Origin of the sequence: Actinomadura sp. NAK00032 (genome assembly GCF_013364275.1) — a bacterium.
Taxonomy (GTDB): domain Bacteria; phylum Actinomycetota; class Actinomycetes; order Streptosporangiales; family Streptosporangiaceae; genus Spirillospora.
Genome location: NZ_CP054932.1, coordinates 8,318,654 through 8,332,187, shown reverse-complemented (window position 1 = coordinate 8,332,187; position 13,534 = coordinate 8,318,654). Strand labels below are relative to the sequence as shown.

The window sequence follows — 13,534 nt, the reverse complement described above, 5'->3', positions numbered from 1 at the left end:
GGGTCAGCCCAGCATCTCCTCGCGGCGGCGGATCAGCTGGACGAGTTCCGCCGCGCGCTCCTTGATGAGGTGCAGCCCGGGGTGCCCCCACGGGCGCGGCTCGCGGTCGATGACGCAGATCGTGCCGAGGGTCGTGCCCGTGTGGTCGATGAGCGGGGCGCCGACGTAGGTGCGGATGCCGAGCTTGTCGACGACGGGGTTCCCGGCGAAGCGCGGGTAGTCGCACACGTCGTCCAGGACGAGCGCCTTGCGCCGGACGACGACGTGCGGGCAGTAGCCGTGGTCGAGCGGCACCTCCCGGCCCAGCTCCACGCCGCCGGACGGGTCGGCCGGGTCCTGCGGGGAGTACAGCCCGGACAGGTACTGCCGGTCGGTGACGAAGTTGACCATCGCGAACGGGGGCAGCCCGGTGCCGACGAGGCGCCGGGCGGTCTCGGCGAGGTCGCGGGCGAACGCGTCGAACTCGGGGTCGGCCTCCTGGCCGAGCCCGAGCTCGCGCAGCCGCGCCACGCGCCGCGGCACCTCGGGGTCGACGGGGGTCAGCAGATGTCCGGGGGGCTCGTAGAGCGGCTCTTGGGTCACGGTGATCTCCAGATGCGATGGGGCGGGGGCGGGGGCGGGAGTCAGGAGGTCGGGCGGGTCAGGAGGTCGGGGACGTCAGGCGGTCTGGGCCGGCGGCCGGGGCGGCGACGGCGGCGATGAGGTGGCGGATCAGGGCCCGCAGCACGGCGGTGGCGGAGCGGCCGTCCCGCGCGTCGCACAGCACGATCGGCACGCCCGGGTCGAGTTCGAGGGCGGCCCGCACCTCGTCGGGGTCGTAGCGGAACGCGCCGTCGAACTCGTTCACCGCGACGAGGAACTTCGTCCCCCGGTTCTCGAAGAAGTCGACGGCCTCGAAGCAGGCGTCCAGGCGGCGGGTGTCGGCGAGCACGACCGCGCCGAGCGCCCCCGCGCACAGCTCGTCCCACATGAACCAGAAGCGCTGCTGGCCGGGCGTGCCGAACAGGTACAGCACGATGCCGTGCTGGTCGATCGTGATGCGGCCGAAGTCGAGCGCCACGGTGGTCGTGGTCTTGCCCTCCACCCCGCCGAGGTCGTCGATGCCGACGCTCGCGGTGGTGATGAGCTCCTCGGTGCTGAGCGGTTCGATCTCGCTCGCCGCGCCGACGAACGTCGTCTTGCCGACCCCGAATCCGCCCGCGATCAGGATCTTGACCTGAGTGGGGAACATCTCAGGCTCGTTGTAGGCCATCGAGCAGCTTCTCCAAGAGGTCTCGGTCGGTGAGCTCGGCCGCGGGGCGCGGCGCTCGGGTGGACATGGCCCGCCAGTTCACGAGGTCGGCGAGGAGGACCTTGGTGACCGCGACGGGGAGCCGCAGGTACGCCGCGACCTCGGCGACCGAGGTCGGCGTGCGGCACAGGCCGAGCGCCCGGTGGTGCTCCGGGTCGAGGTTGGCCGGCACCTCGCCGGTCGCCACCACCAGGGACAGCAGGTCCAGCCGCATGGCCGGCCGGGTGCGCCCGGCGGTCACCGTGTACGGGCGCACCAGCGGCCCGGCGTCGTCGTCGAGCCAGACCTCGTCCTCGCCGGCCGTCATGACGAGTGGGTCGGAGTGCCCGGCGCCGCCGCCGACCGTGTCGCGGTGCCGAGGAAGGGGCGGACGGACTTGATCAGCCGGGCCATCTCGAAGCCGACGACGGCCGGATCGGCCTCGCCCCTCGCCAGCACCGCCAGCACCGAGTTGTAACCGGCCCACGAGATGAACAGCTGGCTCGACTTCAGCTCCGTCACGACCTGCCGGACCTCGTTGCTGTCGTCGAACTTCGTCCCCGCGCTCCGGGCGATGGAGAACAGGCCCGAGGCGAGCGCGGCGAGCTGCTCCGCGCTCGCGCGGTCGAAGCCGTCGGAGGCCTTCAGCATGCCGTCGGCGGACAGCAGCACGCTGCCGCGGATGACGGGAACCTCCTCGCCCAGCCCCCGCAACAGCCAAGCAAGATCCTGAGCCTGGTTCGGGGAGACAGCACTCAATGGACGCTCCTTATCCCTCGTGATGTTTCGTCAGTCCGTGCCATCGGTGCCGTCCGCGACGCCGTCGCTCTCTTCGGCGCCGCGCACGCCCCTTTGGAATGCCGCCATGAGACCGGGATTGTGCGCGACCTCCGTATCGTCCTGCTGATGCTGCGGCGCGGGAGGATTCACCAGTTCGGGAGCCATATTCGCCTGGACCCGGCGGCGCGGCAGCGACGGCCGTTCAGCATTGTCCACCACGCCGGAATCCGCCGGCGCACCGGGATTTGCGGCCGGGCCGGAATTCGCGGCGGGGGCGGAATTGGCGTGGCGGCCCGGGGCGTCGGCCGGGGCGTAGCGGTCGGCCGGGGCGTAGCTCTCCGACGCGCTGGGGTAGGCGGACGCGGGGACGGCCGCCCGCGGAGCGGCGGCGGCCGCCACGGGGGCGCCGGCCGGCACCGGGACGGGCTCGGCGTGCGCCGGCTGGGCCTGCGGCACGGCCTCGGTCTCCTCCTGCTCCGCGCCGACCAGTTCCATCGGCACGACGACGGTGGCCTGGACCCCGCCGTACAGGTTGTCGCGCAGTTCCACGCGGACGCCGTGCCGGCGGGCCAGCGCGGAGACGACGAGCAGGCCGATGCGCCCCTCCTGCAGCAGCTCCTCGGCGCCGCCCCGGTCGGGGTCGGCGAGCAGGTCGTTCAGCCGCCGCTGGCTCTCCCGGGGGATGCCGAGGCCGCGGTCCTCGACCTCGACGGCCAGCCCGGCGGTGACGGTGTCGACGCGGACGAGCACCTGCGTGTGCGGCGGGGCGAACCGGGTGGCGTTCTCGATGAGCTCGGCGAGCAGGTGGACGACGTCGGCGACCGCGCTGCCGTGCAGGGTGCCCTCGACGGGCGGGACGACCTTGACCCGGTTGTAGTGCTCCACCTCGGCGATGGCCGAGCGCAGCACCTCGTAGACGGTCACCGGCCGGCTCCACTGGCGGCGGGACGCGGCGCCGCCGATCACCGCGAGGCTCTCGGCCTGGCGGCGCATGCGGGTGCTGAGGTGGTCGACCCGGAACAGGCCCTTGAGCAGGTCCGGGTCCTCGACCTGGTTCTCCAGCTCGTCGAGCCCCTTGATCGCGCGGTGGGCCAGCGACTGCATGCGCCGGGCCAGGTTCACGAAGACGTCGACCCGCTGGTCGGTGCTCTCGCCGCCGCTCGGCGCGCGGCTCGCGGCGACGTCCAGCACGGCGTTCCACGCCTCGCCCTGCGCCTGCCGCAGCTCGTAGGCGAGCCGGACGAACGCGTCGCCGGACTCGATGGCCGGGACGTCCTCGCTGCGTGGCGCCGTCTCACCGGTCTTGACCCGCTCGGCCAGCTCCTGGAGGCCCTGCCGGCCGCGCGCGATCGAGAACCACAGCTCGCCGAGCCGCCGCTGCACGTCCTCCGGGCTCTGGCCCTGGACCCGTTCGGGCTGGCGGGCGGGCTGCCGCTCGAACCTGCGGGTCGCCGCGTCCGCCCCGAAGACGGCGGCGCCCAGCGTGAGGACGGCCGCGACGGCGGCCGCGGCCAGCACGATCTGCGCGCGCTGCGTCACGTGCTCGCCGTTGTACAGCACCGCCGCGGCGGCGACCCCGAGGATCCCGATAACGGCCGCGGGAAGGACGGAAATGCACAGGTGAAAGGACCGTGCGCTGCTCTGGCGTCGCGTTCCGCGGGTCGGCGGCCTGCCGTGCCGCCGGAAATCCTGGCGCTCGGCTTCGGCGGCGGGTTCGGAGAAAACGGGCATCGGACGTCCTCAGCGCGGTCGACGGCACGGCTCGGGGTCACATTACTGAGTAAGACGTACTCTTACCGGTACAGTCCGTATCTAGGCTGACACACCACTCGTTCGGGCAAGCGTGGATTGCCGAGATTCCCAGGGGCGTCCGTCCGCTTTCCGGCAACCTGCGGTACGGTGCCCATTTTCGCCCGATTGGCAACAAATGTACGGCCCGTATCGCGGGCGCGGCCCCGGTGCGCGGCCGCGCGCCCGCCGACCCCTCAGCGACCTGCGGCGGAGCGCCTGCGGGCCACGTCCCTCACGTAGTCCGGAAGCGCCTCCACCGGCACCAGCAGCGGCAGCAGCTCCGGCTCGGTGGTGAGGGCACGGAACGCCACGGCCGCGGTCACCCCGTGGCGGGGGCGGTGCACCCGCTCGACCGGGTCGCCCGCGCGGATCTCGCCGGGCTCGACCACCCGCAGGTAGGCGCCGGGCATCGCGGCCCGCGTGAACCGCTTGATCCAGCCCGCCTCGTCCAGCCACCCCTGGAAGGTGCCGCAGGGGATGCGGGGGCAGCTCACCTCCAGCAGCACGCTCCGCCCCACGCGCCACCGCTCACCGACCAGAGCGCCGTTGACGTCGATCCCGGTGGTGGTCAGGTTCTCGCCGAAGACGCCGTCGGGCAGGGGCCTGCCCAGTTCGTCCTGCCAGAAGTCGAGATCCTCGCGCGCGTAGGCGTAGACGGCCTGGTCCGGCCCGCCGTGGCCGCGCACGTCATGAACGCGGTCGCCCGCCAACCCGACCTCGCCCGTCCCCTCGGAGGCCGGTGCGGCGACCGCCACCGGCCCGTCGACCGGGCGCTTGTCGATGCCGGTCAGCCGGGACGGCTTGGCCGGGTTGGTACGCGGGTGCCCGATGTTGACCGAGAGCAACTTCACCCGGCGACCGTACGAAGCGTCCCGCCGGACGCGCGAACGGGTTTCACGGTGGGCCGGCCTTGGGAGCCGCGCGGACGTGCGCGCGCTCACCCTGCCTCCCGATCAGGCTGAGGAACTCGACGGGCCCGGTGCCGGTGGCGCCGAACCAGTGCGGGATGCGGGTGTCGAACTCGGCGGCCTCCCCGGGTTCGAGGACGAGGTCATGCTCGCCCAGCACCAGCCGCAGCGTGCCGTTGAGGACGTAGACCCAGTCGTAGCCCTCATGTGCGCGCAGCTCGGGCTCGGCGCCGTCGTCCCCTGCCGGGAGGACGAACTTGTACGCCTGGATGCCTCCGGGCCTGCGGGTCAGCGGCAGGACGGTCGACCCGTCGCCGCCCATGACCGGACGCAGGTTGACGCGCGGGTCGCCGGTGGGCGGCGCGTCGACGAGCTCGTCGAGCGTGACCCGGAAGGCGCGGGCGAGCGGCAGGAGCTGTTCGAGCGTGGGCCGCCGCAGCCCGGACTCCAGCCGGGACAGCGTGCTGGCGGAGACGCCCGTCTCCTCCGCGAGCCCGGCCAGGGTGGTGCCGCGCCGCCGCCGGAGCCGCTTCAGCCTCGGCCCGAAGGCGTCGAGAGTGCGGTCCACTGCCTCGTCCATCCCCTCATTTTGCCAATCGGCAACAGGCTTCGCCGGTTTACCCCGGCGGTCGGCACCATCGTTGTAGCTGGTGAGAGCAACAGGAGGGGACGGCTGATGACGCACGAGTTCGACAAGGACTACTGGGAGCGGCGCTGGCGGGACGGCGCCGCCGCCGGGCCCATGGGCGGCAGCCCGCCCAACCCCTACCTCGCCCGCGAGATAGGGGAACTGACGCCCGGGACGGCACTGGACGCGGGGTGCGGCGCGGGCGCCGAGGCGATCTGGCTCGCGGCGCGCGGCTGGCGGGTGACGGCGGTCGACATTTCGTCCGAGGCGCTGGCCCGCGCCGCCGAGCGCGCGGCGGCGGCGGGCGCGTCCGAGGGACTGCGGTGGGTGGAGGCCGACCTGGGCACCTGGGCCCCGGACGAGCGGTTCGACCTGGTCACCACCCACTACGCCCACCCGGCGACGCCGCAACTGGAGTTCTACGACCGCATCGCCGGATGGGTGGCGCCCGGCGGCACCCTGCTGATCGTCGGCCACCTCCACACCCACGGCCACGGCCACGGGCACGGTGATGAGGACGGCCCGCCCGCCGAGGCATCGGTCACCGCCGAGGCCATCACGGCACGCCTGGACGAGACGGCCTGGGAGATCGTCACCGCCAAGGAGGAGCACCGGACGATCACCGGGCACGGCGGCGCGGAGGTTCCCCTCCACGACGTCGTCGTCCGAGCCGTCCGCCGCGCCGCGATGTGACGGCTTTCACGCCAACACCCCGCCGCAATTCCTGATCTTGTTTATCCGCCGGACCCGCCGGAAAAAGGCGCGAACCAACCCCGGGCCCGCCCCATCATATGAGTGCATAAGGGGGCACGGTGCCGGGGCCGAAAGTCGAGTAAGCCGCCGTGTCGCAATGGAGCAGAAGATGCGACTTGGAAAGGCGACCGTTTTCGGTCTCGTCGTCGGCGCGGCGACGGTGGGGCTGGCCGCGCCCGCGACGGCGGAGGGCGGCGACGTGGTCGTGCAGCCGAGCCAGGCCCGTCCCGGCGGGCAGGTCACCGTCGTCGGGAAGAAGTGCCAGCTCGACGGGGAGGCGGGCTCGCTGGCGTTCGTGGGCGGGGCCGTCCCGCTGAACGGGGCCGAGGAGGTCGACGGCGGGGCGGGGCTGGCGACGATCAAGCCCGACACCGTCCCCGGCGAGTACACCGTGCAGGTGCGGTGCGGCGCCCACCGGTCGGTCGGCTACCTCACGGTGGTGAAGGCCGGGGCGAAGCCCACGCCGATGGGCAGCACGCACCCGACTCCGAGCGGCGGCGCCAAGACGGGCTTCGGCGGCGGCGCCGGCGGGACGGGCGCCGCGCCGCTGGCCGCCGGCGGCGTCCTGCTGCTGGGCGCGTTCGGCGTCGGCGCCGCCGCCGTCCGCCGGCGCAATGGCGCGCACGCCTGACCACCTGCCGACGCCATTCCCGGGCCCGCGCGAAAATTGCGCAGGAAATGCCCTGCCTCCGCGCGGGCCATGGGAACGGCAGATCATTTCCAAGTGGGTGAGCGGGGATGCGAGGAAAGGCCGGCCTATGGACGCCGGCAGCGGTGCTGCTCGCGGCCGGTCTCGCGGTGATCGCGCTGGGGCTGCGCGGCCCCGGCGGCCCGCCGCGACCGCCCGCGTGGGCGGCGGCCACCCGGCCCGCCGGGCCCGCCGGGCCGGTGCTGCCGCGCTCGGTGCCCGTCCAGGTGGCCGTCCCGGCGATCGGGGTCCGCGCTCCGCTGGTCCGGCTGGGCCTCGACGCGGACGGCTCCGTCCAGGTGCCGCGTGCGGACCGTCCGGGCGAGGCCGGCTGGTACGACCTGGGGCCGAGCCCCGGCGAGCGCGGCGCCGCCGTGCTCCTCGGCCACGTCGACTCGGCGGCGGGGGCGGCCGTCTTCTACGACCTCGGCCGGCTGCGCCCCGGGCACCGCATCGAGGTGACCCGTGCGGACGGCCGCGTGGCCGTGTTCACCGTCGAGTCCGTCGAGCGGGTCGCCAAGGACCGGTTCCCCACCCGGCGCGTCTACGGTCCCCTCGACCGCCCCGGGCTGAGGCTCGTCACCTGCGGCGGTGCCTTCGACCGGGCGGCGCACGGCTACCGGGACAACGTCATCGTCTACGCCGCTGAGACCTCGGTCAGGTAGGTCGCTTCCCGGCGCCGCGCGTGCGGTGCGAGGATCGGACCAGCCGATCGTGAGAGGACCGCGCATGGCAGCCTCCCCGGAGTTCGACACCTCCGTCGCGCACCCGGCCCGCGTGTACGACTACTGGCTCGGCGGGTCCGACAACTTCCCCGCCGACCGGGAACTCGGGGACGCGATGGTCCGGGCGATCCCGGCCCTGCCCGCGATGGCCCGCGCGAACCGGTCCTTCATGGAGCGGGCGACGCGGCACCTGGTGGAGTCGGGCGTCACCCAGTTCCTCGACATCGGCAGCGGGATCCCCACGTCGCCGAACCTGCACGAGATCGCGCGGGGGATCGACCCGTCCGTCCGCGTGGTCTACGTCGACAACGACCCGCTGGTCACCGAGCAGGCGCGGGCCATGATCGCGGACGTGCCCGGCGTCGCCTGCCTGCACGGCGACCTCACCGAGCCCGAGACGATCCTCGGCGATCCGCTGCTCGCCGCGACGCTCGACCCGACCCGTCCGGTCGCGCTGATGGTCGTCGCGCTGCTGATGTACTTCCCGCCCGACCGGCACCCGGAGCGGTGGGTCGCGACGCTGCTCGGCGGGCTGCCGGCCGGCAGCACGGTGGCGATCTCGCACCCGACCGCCGACTTCGACCCGGAGGCCGTCGCCGCCGCCAACGCCGCGGCGAACGCGGCGGGCATCCCGCTGGTGTCGCGCACACGGGACGAGTTCGCCGCGCTGTTCGGCCCGGCGACGCTCCTGCCGCCGGGCGCGGTGCCGCTCGCGACATGGCGTCCCGACACGCCCCCGGCGGACCCGCACGAGGTGTACTACTACGCCGGGCTGGCCCGCAAGGACTGACCCGGTCAGCCGAAGTGGTCGGCGAAGCCGTCGAGGAGGCGGTCGAGGCCGAACTCGAAGAGCTCCTCGTAGGAGAAGTCGAAGACGTTCTCGGAGAGTTGCGCCATGACGGGGAAGTCGCCGCTGAGCATCGCCGCCTCCAGGGACGGGCCCTGGGCGGCCCAGAACTCCTCGTTGCTGAGGCCCGTCCGGCGTTCGGCCCTGCGCTCGTTGATGTAGCGGCGGGCGACGCTCTCCACGTAGTCGCTCTGGACGCTGACCATCATCATCAGCGTGCGGTCGTCGACGCCCGTCGGACGCAGCATGCCGAGGAGCCTGTCCAGCCCGCGCATGGAGTTGGGCCCTAGGAGCGGACGGCTCTGGTCGACGAACGGATACCAGGGGTGCTCCAGGCACAGCCGCCAATGGCCGCGCGCCTCGTCCGCCAGGATCTCCCGCCAGCTCCGTCCGGCCGCGTCCGGCTCCGCATCCTCGGGGACGGCGGTGACGTGGTCGAGCATCAGATCCAGCAGTTCGCTCTTGCCGGGGACGTAGCGGTAGAGCGTCATCGTCCCCACGCCCAGGCGGGTCGCGATGGAGCGCATCGACAGCGCGTCGAGCCCCTCGGTCTCGCCGAGCTCGTCGGCGACCTCGACGGCCGCCGCGATGACCCGGTCGAGCGTGAGCCCCGGCGGCCGCCCCCGAGGCGGCCGGACCCGGTCGCCCCACAGCAGCTTCAGACTCCGCCCGAGATCCCGCCCATCGCCGCGCTCCGATGCCATGCCCGTCCGTCCGCTCTTCCCAGTAGCCGGTGCGCCAGCGGGCGCACAGAAAGAAGTTATCGCCCAGGGGGGCGACCCCTGTTTGTCCAGGGGGGCGACCCCCTGGAACCCCCGTCACGGACGAGAGGCCGTTTCCCGAGCCGCTGGCGCGTCTCGCGAAACGGCCTCTCGTCCGGCGGGCCGTGCGGCCTCCGGGCGCTGGGCGCCCTCCGGCCGCCCGCCCCGTGAACCGGTGGTTGAGGTTCGAGCCTGGGGTGCGGCTGAGGTCGAGAGACTTTGGGTATGGTGTACGTTAAATCGCGTATATGATACGCGAAGTGGAGGGTGGCATGGCGGAGGACGCGATCCTTGCGGTGGGGATTCGCAAGGAGTACGGGGCGAAACGGGCGCTTGACGGGTTCGATCTCTCGGTGCCGAAGGGGATGGTGTACGGGCTGCTCGGGCCGAACGGGGCGGGGAAGACGACCGCCGTGCGCATCCTGTCGACGCTCGCCCGGCCGACCGGTGGGCGGGCCGAGGTGGCGGGGGTCGACGTCGCCGCGCGGCCCCGCGCGGTGCGGCGGCGGATCGGGCTGGCGGGGCAGCACGCCGCGCTGGACGAGGTGCTGACCGGGCGGCAGAACCTGCGCATGTTCGGCCGGCTGTTCCACCTCGGCAAGCGGCGCGCGGCCGAGCGCGCGGAGGAGCTGCTGGAGCGGTTCGACCTGCTGGACGCGGCCGACCGCGGCGTGAAGGGGTACAGCGGCGGGATGCGGCGCCGCCTCGACCTCGCCGCCAGCATGATCCTCGCGCCGGACGTGCTGTTCCTGGACGAGCCGACCACCGGGCTCGACCCGCGCGGCCGGAACGAGGTGTGGGACGCGGTCCGCTCGCTCGTCGCGCAGGGCACGACCGTCCTGCTGACGACCCAGTACCTGGAGGAGGCCGACCGGCTGGCCGGGCGCATCGCGGTCCTCGACCGGGGCCGGGTCATCGCCGACGGCTCGCCGGAGTCGCTGAAGCGGCTGATCGGCGGCGACCGGATCGAGGTGGTGGTGCGCGATCCCGCGGAGCTGGCCGCCGCGGCGGCGGTGGTCGCCCGCGCGGCGTCCGCCGAGCCGCGGGTGGACGCGGAGGCGGCGCGGGTGCACGCGCCGGTCGCCGACCGGGTGGCCGCGCTGACCGAGGTCGCCCGCACGCTGCAGGACGACGGGATCGCCGTCGAGGACATCGGGCTGCGCCGGCCCACGCTGGACGAGGTGTTCCTGCGCCTCACCGGCCACCGCACCGAGAAGGCCGACAAGGAAGAGGTGGCGGCATGAGCGCCGTGGAACGCGGGGCCGTCGACGAGGGTGTCGGCGAGCGGCTCTACTGGGCCGTCGCCGACTGCTGGACGATCGTCGTGCGCGGCCTCACGCACTACGCCCGGCAGCCGAGCAACATCGCCTGGCAGCTCGGGTTCCCGATCGTGTCGGTGCTGCTGTTCGGCTACGTGTTCGGCAGCGCGATGTCCGTCCCCGGCGGGGGCGACTACCGCGAGTTCCTGATGCCCGGCATGTTCGGGATGACGATGGCGATGGGGTTCATGAACACCGCGTACGCCGTCGTCTACGAGAGCACGCGCGGGGTCACCGACCGCTTCCGCTCCATGCCGATGGCGTCGTCCGCGACCGTGACCGGGCGCGGCGTCGGCGACCTGATCAGCGCGACCCTCGACCTCGTCGTGCTGGCGCTGACCGCGCTGGCGATCGGCTGGCGGTCCAGCGGCGGCGTGCTCGGCACGCTCGCGGCGTTCGGCCTGTTCCTGCTGCTGCGCTTCGCCCTGATCTGGATCGGGGTGCTGCTCGGCCTGCTGGTCCCCAACGAGGAGGCGGCGGGGAGCCTGTTCGCGGTCGCGTTCCCGTTCGCGATGATCTCCAGCGCGTTCGTGGCGCCGGCGCTGATGCCGGACTGGCTGGGCGCGGTCGCGCGGTGGAACCCGGTCTCCGCGACGGTCACCGCGTCCCGCGAGCTGTTCGGCAACCCGGCCGCCGTGGGCGGTACGTGGGTCGAGCAGAACGCCCTGCTGATGGCGCTCGTCTGGCCCGCCGTCATCACGGCGATCTTCCTGCCGCTGGCCGTCCTGCGGTACCGGCGGCTGGGCCGCTGATCCGTCGTCCGGCACGTCTTGACGCAGGTCAGGGGCGGTGCAAGCGTGGGAGGTGATGGTGAAAAGGGGGACCCATCATGACCGAGATCAAGAGCATCGAGAAGCCGGACGACCGGCGCGACTTCCCCAGGGGCCACCTAGAGGTCGTCAACCTGTCCGGTCTCGTCTTCGGGAAGGCGACGTTCGAGCCCGGCTGGCGCTGGACGGAGTCGGTGAAGGACATCGCGGGCACCGACCTGTGCCAGGTGCACCACAACGGCTATGTCGTGCAGGGCCGGATGCGCATCCAGATGAGCGACGGCGCCGAGGGCGAGGTCGGCCCCGGTGACGTGTTCGTCGTCGAGCCCGGCCACGACGCGTGGGTCATCGGCGACGAGCCCTGCGTCATGTTCGACTTCGCCGGCGGCATCGGCGAGTACGCCAAGGCCGGCTGACCGGCGAGCCGCGCCAACGGCCGGTGGGCCCGCCCACCGGCCGCGCCCTTTCCCCCTCGGCTTCCCCCTCGGCCGCGTCGGCGAGAATTGACGAGGTGGTCGCGGGTGCGTCCGGGTAAATTCGAGGGATGAACGAGCGGCCGACTCTTGAGGACATCCGGCGCGCGCCGAAGGTGCTGCTGCACGACCACCTGGACGGCGGCGTCCGGCCCGCGACCATCATCGAGCTGGCCCGCGACACCGGCTACGCCGACCTGCCCGCCACCGACCCCGACGAGCTGCGGACGTGGTTCGAGGAGGCGGCCAACTCCGGGTCGCTGGAACGCTACCTGGAGACGTTCTCCCACACCGTCGGCGTGATGCAGACCGCCGAGGCGCTCACCCGCGTCGCCTACGAGTGCGCGGAGGACCTCGCGAACGACGGCATCGTCTACGCCGAGGTCCGGTACGCGCCCGAGCAGCATCTGAGCAGGGGCCTGACGCTGGAGCAGGTCGTCGAGGCCGTCCTGGACGGGTTCGCGCGGGCCCGCACCGACTTCGGCATCCGGGTCGGGACGCTGGTCACGGCGATGCGGCACCAGGCGCGCAGCATGGAGATCGCCGAGCTGGCCGTCCGCTACCGCGACCTCGGCGTCGTCGGGTTCGACATCGCGGGCGCCGAGGCCGGCCACCCGCCCACCCGGCACCTGGACGCGTTCGAGTACCTCCAGCGGGAGAACGCGCACTTCACCATCCACGCCGGCGAGGGCTTCGGGCTGCCGTCGATCTGGCAGGCGATCCAGTGGTGCGGCGCCGACCGGCTCGGCCACGGCGTGCGGATCATCGACGACATCGAGGCGGACGGCGACGACGCGCGGCTCGGCCGGCTCGCCGGCTACGTCCGGGACAAGCGGATCCCGCTGGAGATGTGCCCGACGTCCAACATCCAGACGGGCGCGGCGAAGTCGATCGCCGAGCACCCGATCGGGCTGCTGCGCCGGCTCAGCTTCCGCGTCACGGTGAACACCGACAACCGGCTGATGAGCGGGACGTCGCTGTCGCGGGAGTTCGCCAAGCTCACCGAGGCGTTCGGCTACGGCTGGGACGACCTGCAGTGGTTCACGGTGAACGCGATGAAGTCGGCGTTCGTGCCGTTCAACGAGCGGCTCGAACTGATCAACGGGGTGATCAAGCCCGGCTTCGCGCAGCTCAAGTGGAGCGGCGCCCGGCCCCTGGCATGATCGAGCCATGACCATTCGCTCCACCGGCGGGCAGGTCGCCGCTTACGCGTGGCTCGTGTTCGCCCTGCTCAACTTCGTGGACCTGTTCGTCGGCATCACCGGTGATCCCGAGTACTCGCTGACGACGTTCACGATCGCGTTCCTGCTGCTGCTCGGCTGCGGGATCGCCTACACGGTCGGGCTGCGCCCCGCGATCATCGGGGACGACGACGGGGTCACCGTCCGCAACCCGCTGCGGGACGTCCGCGCGCCGTGGGCGGCGATCCGCAACATCGAGGGCAAGAACGCGGTGACGGTGCGCTTCACCGGCCCGGACGGGACGGACGTGGAGACCCGCGCCTGGGTGCACCAGACGTCGCCGCGCGCCCAGGCGAAGGCCGAGTCCCGCGCCGAGAAGCAGGCGCGCAAGAACCAGGGCGCGGGCCTCGACCTGCGGGGGCGGACGCCGACGGCATTCGCGGCGCAGCAGCTCAACGAGCTGCGCGACCGGCACCGCCCGCGGGCCAAGTCGGGCGCCCCCGACCGGGCGGCCGCGGCGAAGCAGGCCGAGACCGCCAGGGGCACGGTCGCCTGGTCGATCCCGGCGGTGGCGGCCCTGGCCGTCCCCCTGGCCGCGGTGATCGTCGCCCTGATCCTCTCGCTGGTCGGCTGACCGCCC

17 protein-coding genes are annotated in these 13,534 nt (G+C 73.1%); 9 read left to right on the top strand and 8 right to left on the bottom strand.

Features of this window, described 5'->3' with window-relative positions:
• Positions 1–3: 3 nt before the first annotated feature.
• The 7 genes from HUT06_RS38195 to HUT06_RS38165 form a co-directional block, all read right to left on the bottom strand.
• Positions 4–582, bottom strand: coding sequence for a GAF domain-containing protein (locus tag HUT06_RS38195; protein ID WP_176200165.1), 579 nt, complete (start codon positions 580–582; stop codon positions 4–6).
• A 58-nt stretch (positions 583–640) separates the two neighbouring features.
• Positions 641–1,252 (bottom strand): ATP/GTP-binding protein, encoded by a 612-nt coding sequence (locus tag HUT06_RS38190; protein ID WP_176200164.1) that lies wholly within the window; start codon positions 1,250–1,252, stop codon positions 641–643.
• Entirely contained in the window at positions 1,233–1,598 is a 366-nt protein-coding gene (locus tag HUT06_RS38185) for a DUF742 domain-containing protein (protein ID WP_176200163.1), read from the bottom strand. Before HUT06_RS38185 ends, HUT06_RS38190 begins: the two co-directional genes overlap by 20 nt.
• On the bottom strand, positions 1,595–2,029 hold the full coding sequence (locus tag HUT06_RS38180) for a roadblock/LC7 domain-containing protein (RefSeq protein ID WP_176200162.1): 435 nt from the start codon (positions 2,027–2,029) through the stop codon (positions 1,595–1,597). The genes HUT06_RS38185 and HUT06_RS38180 overlap by 4 nt, the downstream gene beginning before the upstream one ends.
• Before the next feature lie 30 nt (positions 2,030–2,059).
• Positions 2,060–3,781 (bottom strand): ATP-binding protein, encoded by a 1,722-nt coding sequence (locus HUT06_RS38175; protein ID WP_176200161.1) that lies wholly within the window; start codon positions 3,779–3,781, stop codon positions 2,060–2,062.
• Positions 3,782–4,035: 254 nt separating this feature from the next.
• Positions 4,036–4,692 carry an MOSC domain-containing protein gene (locus HUT06_RS38170; protein ID WP_176200160.1) on the bottom strand — a complete coding sequence of 219 codons (657 nt, stop codon included), beginning with the start codon at positions 4,690–4,692 and terminating at the stop codon, positions 4,036–4,038.
• A gap of 43 nt (positions 4,693–4,735) precedes the next feature.
• Complete coding sequence (locus HUT06_RS38165; protein ID WP_176200159.1) at positions 4,736–5,329, bottom strand: helix-turn-helix domain-containing protein; 594 nt, start codon at positions 5,327–5,329, stop codon at positions 4,736–4,738.
• 96 nt (positions 5,330–5,425) lie between these two features.
• Here HUT06_RS38165 and HUT06_RS38160 point away from each other — a divergent pair, with 96 nt between their 5' ends.
• The 4 genes from HUT06_RS38160 to HUT06_RS38145 all read left to right on the top strand — a co-directional run bounded on the left by HUT06_RS38160 (position 5,426) and on the right by HUT06_RS38145 (position 8,333).
• Positions 5,426–6,070: a bifunctional 2-polyprenyl-6-hydroxyphenol methylase/3-demethylubiquinol 3-O-methyltransferase UbiG gene (locus tag HUT06_RS38160; RefSeq protein WP_176200158.1), complete on the top strand. Its 645-nt coding sequence runs from the start codon at positions 5,426–5,428 to the stop codon at positions 6,068–6,070.
• 169 nt (positions 6,071–6,239) lie between these two features.
• The gene (locus tag HUT06_RS38155; RefSeq protein ID WP_176200157.1) at positions 6,240–6,761 is read left to right on the top strand and encodes a hypothetical protein; all 522 of its coding nucleotides are present in this window, start codon (positions 6,240–6,242) and stop codon (positions 6,759–6,761) included.
• A gap of 107 nt (positions 6,762–6,868) precedes the next feature.
• The gene (locus HUT06_RS38150; RefSeq protein ID WP_176200156.1) at positions 6,869–7,483 is read left to right on the top strand and encodes a class F sortase; all 615 of its coding nucleotides are present in this window, start codon (positions 6,869–6,871) and stop codon (positions 7,481–7,483) included.
• A gap of 64 nt (positions 7,484–7,547) precedes the next feature.
• Complete coding sequence (locus tag HUT06_RS38145) at positions 7,548–8,333, top strand: SAM-dependent methyltransferase (protein WP_176200155.1); 786 nt, start codon at positions 7,548–7,550, stop codon at positions 8,331–8,333.
• Between the two features lie 5 nt (positions 8,334–8,338).
• Here HUT06_RS38145 and HUT06_RS38140 read toward each other — a convergent pair whose 3' ends face one another.
• Positions 8,339–9,094: a TetR/AcrR family transcriptional regulator gene (locus HUT06_RS38140; RefSeq protein ID WP_176200154.1), complete on the bottom strand. Its 756-nt coding sequence runs from the start codon at positions 9,092–9,094 to the stop codon at positions 8,339–8,341.
• Between the two features lie 329 nt (positions 9,095–9,423).
• Between HUT06_RS38140 and HUT06_RS38135 the strand changes: the two genes are divergently transcribed.
• From HUT06_RS38135 to HUT06_RS38115, 5 genes are all read left to right on the top strand, one after another.
• A complete protein-coding gene (locus HUT06_RS38135; protein WP_176200153.1) occupies positions 9,424–10,395 on the top strand; it encodes an ATP-binding cassette domain-containing protein in 972 nt (323 codons plus the stop codon).
• Positions 10,392–11,222 carry an ABC transporter permease gene (locus HUT06_RS38130; protein ID WP_176200152.1) on the top strand — a complete coding sequence of 277 codons (831 nt, stop codon included), beginning with the start codon at positions 10,392–10,394 and terminating at the stop codon, positions 11,220–11,222. Before HUT06_RS38135 ends, HUT06_RS38130 begins: the two co-directional genes overlap by 4 nt.
• 77 nt (positions 11,223–11,299) lie before the next feature.
• Positions 11,300–11,656: a cupin domain-containing protein gene (locus HUT06_RS38125; RefSeq protein ID WP_176200151.1), complete on the top strand. Its 357-nt coding sequence runs from the start codon at positions 11,300–11,302 to the stop codon at positions 11,654–11,656.
• Positions 11,657–11,784: 128 nt separating this feature from the next.
• The gene (locus tag HUT06_RS38120; protein WP_176200150.1) at positions 11,785–12,876 is read left to right on the top strand and encodes an adenosine deaminase; all 1,092 of its coding nucleotides are present in this window, start codon (positions 11,785–11,787) and stop codon (positions 12,874–12,876) included.
• Between the two features lie 7 nt (positions 12,877–12,883).
• Positions 12,884–13,528, top strand: coding sequence for a PH domain-containing protein (locus HUT06_RS38115; RefSeq protein ID WP_176200149.1), 645 nt, complete (start codon positions 12,884–12,886; stop codon positions 13,526–13,528).
• Positions 13,529–13,534 lie beyond the last annotated feature (6 nt).

Coding starts and splice junctions, on each gene's coding strand:
- HUT06_RS38125 (WP_176200151.1), top strand. CDS start 11,300: ATGACCGAGATCAAGAGCATCGAGAAGCCGGACGACCGGCGCGACTTC.
- HUT06_RS38160 (WP_176200158.1), top strand. CDS start 5,426: ATGACGCACGAGTTCGACAAGGACTACTGGGAGCGGCGCTGGCGGGAC.
- HUT06_RS38115 (WP_176200149.1), top strand. CDS start 12,884: ATGACCATTCGCTCCACCGGCGGGCAGGTCGCCGCTTACGCGTGGCTC.
- HUT06_RS38145 (WP_176200155.1), top strand. CDS start 7,548: ATGGCAGCCTCCCCGGAGTTCGACACCTCCGTCGCGCACCCGGCCCGC.
- HUT06_RS38165 (WP_176200159.1), bottom strand. CDS start 5,329: ATGGACGAGGCAGTGGACCGCACTCTCGACGCCTTCGGGCCGAGGCTG.
- HUT06_RS38155 (WP_176200157.1), top strand. CDS start 6,240: ATGCGACTTGGAAAGGCGACCGTTTTCGGTCTCGTCGTCGGCGCGGCG.
- HUT06_RS38150 (WP_176200156.1), top strand. CDS start 6,869: ATGCGAGGAAAGGCCGGCCTATGGACGCCGGCAGCGGTGCTGCTCGCG.
- HUT06_RS38175 (WP_176200161.1), bottom strand. CDS start 3,781: ATGCCCGTTTTCTCCGAACCCGCCGCCGAAGCCGAGCGCCAGGATTTC.
- HUT06_RS38120 (WP_176200150.1), top strand. CDS start 11,785: ATGAACGAGCGGCCGACTCTTGAGGACATCCGGCGCGCGCCGAAGGTG.
- HUT06_RS38140 (WP_176200154.1), bottom strand. CDS start 9,094: ATGGCATCGGAGCGCGGCGATGGGCGGGATCTCGGGCGGAGTCTGAAG.
- HUT06_RS38130 (WP_176200152.1), top strand. CDS start 10,392: ATGAGCGCCGTGGAACGCGGGGCCGTCGACGAGGGTGTCGGCGAGCGG.
- HUT06_RS38185 (WP_176200163.1), bottom strand. CDS start 1,598: ATGACGGCCGGCGAGGACGAGGTCTGGCTCGACGACGACGCCGGGCCG.
- HUT06_RS38190 (WP_176200164.1), bottom strand. CDS start 1,252: ATGGCCTACAACGAGCCTGAGATGTTCCCCACTCAGGTCAAGATCCTG.
- HUT06_RS38135 (WP_176200153.1), top strand. CDS start 9,424: ATGGCGGAGGACGCGATCCTTGCGGTGGGGATTCGCAAGGAGTACGGG.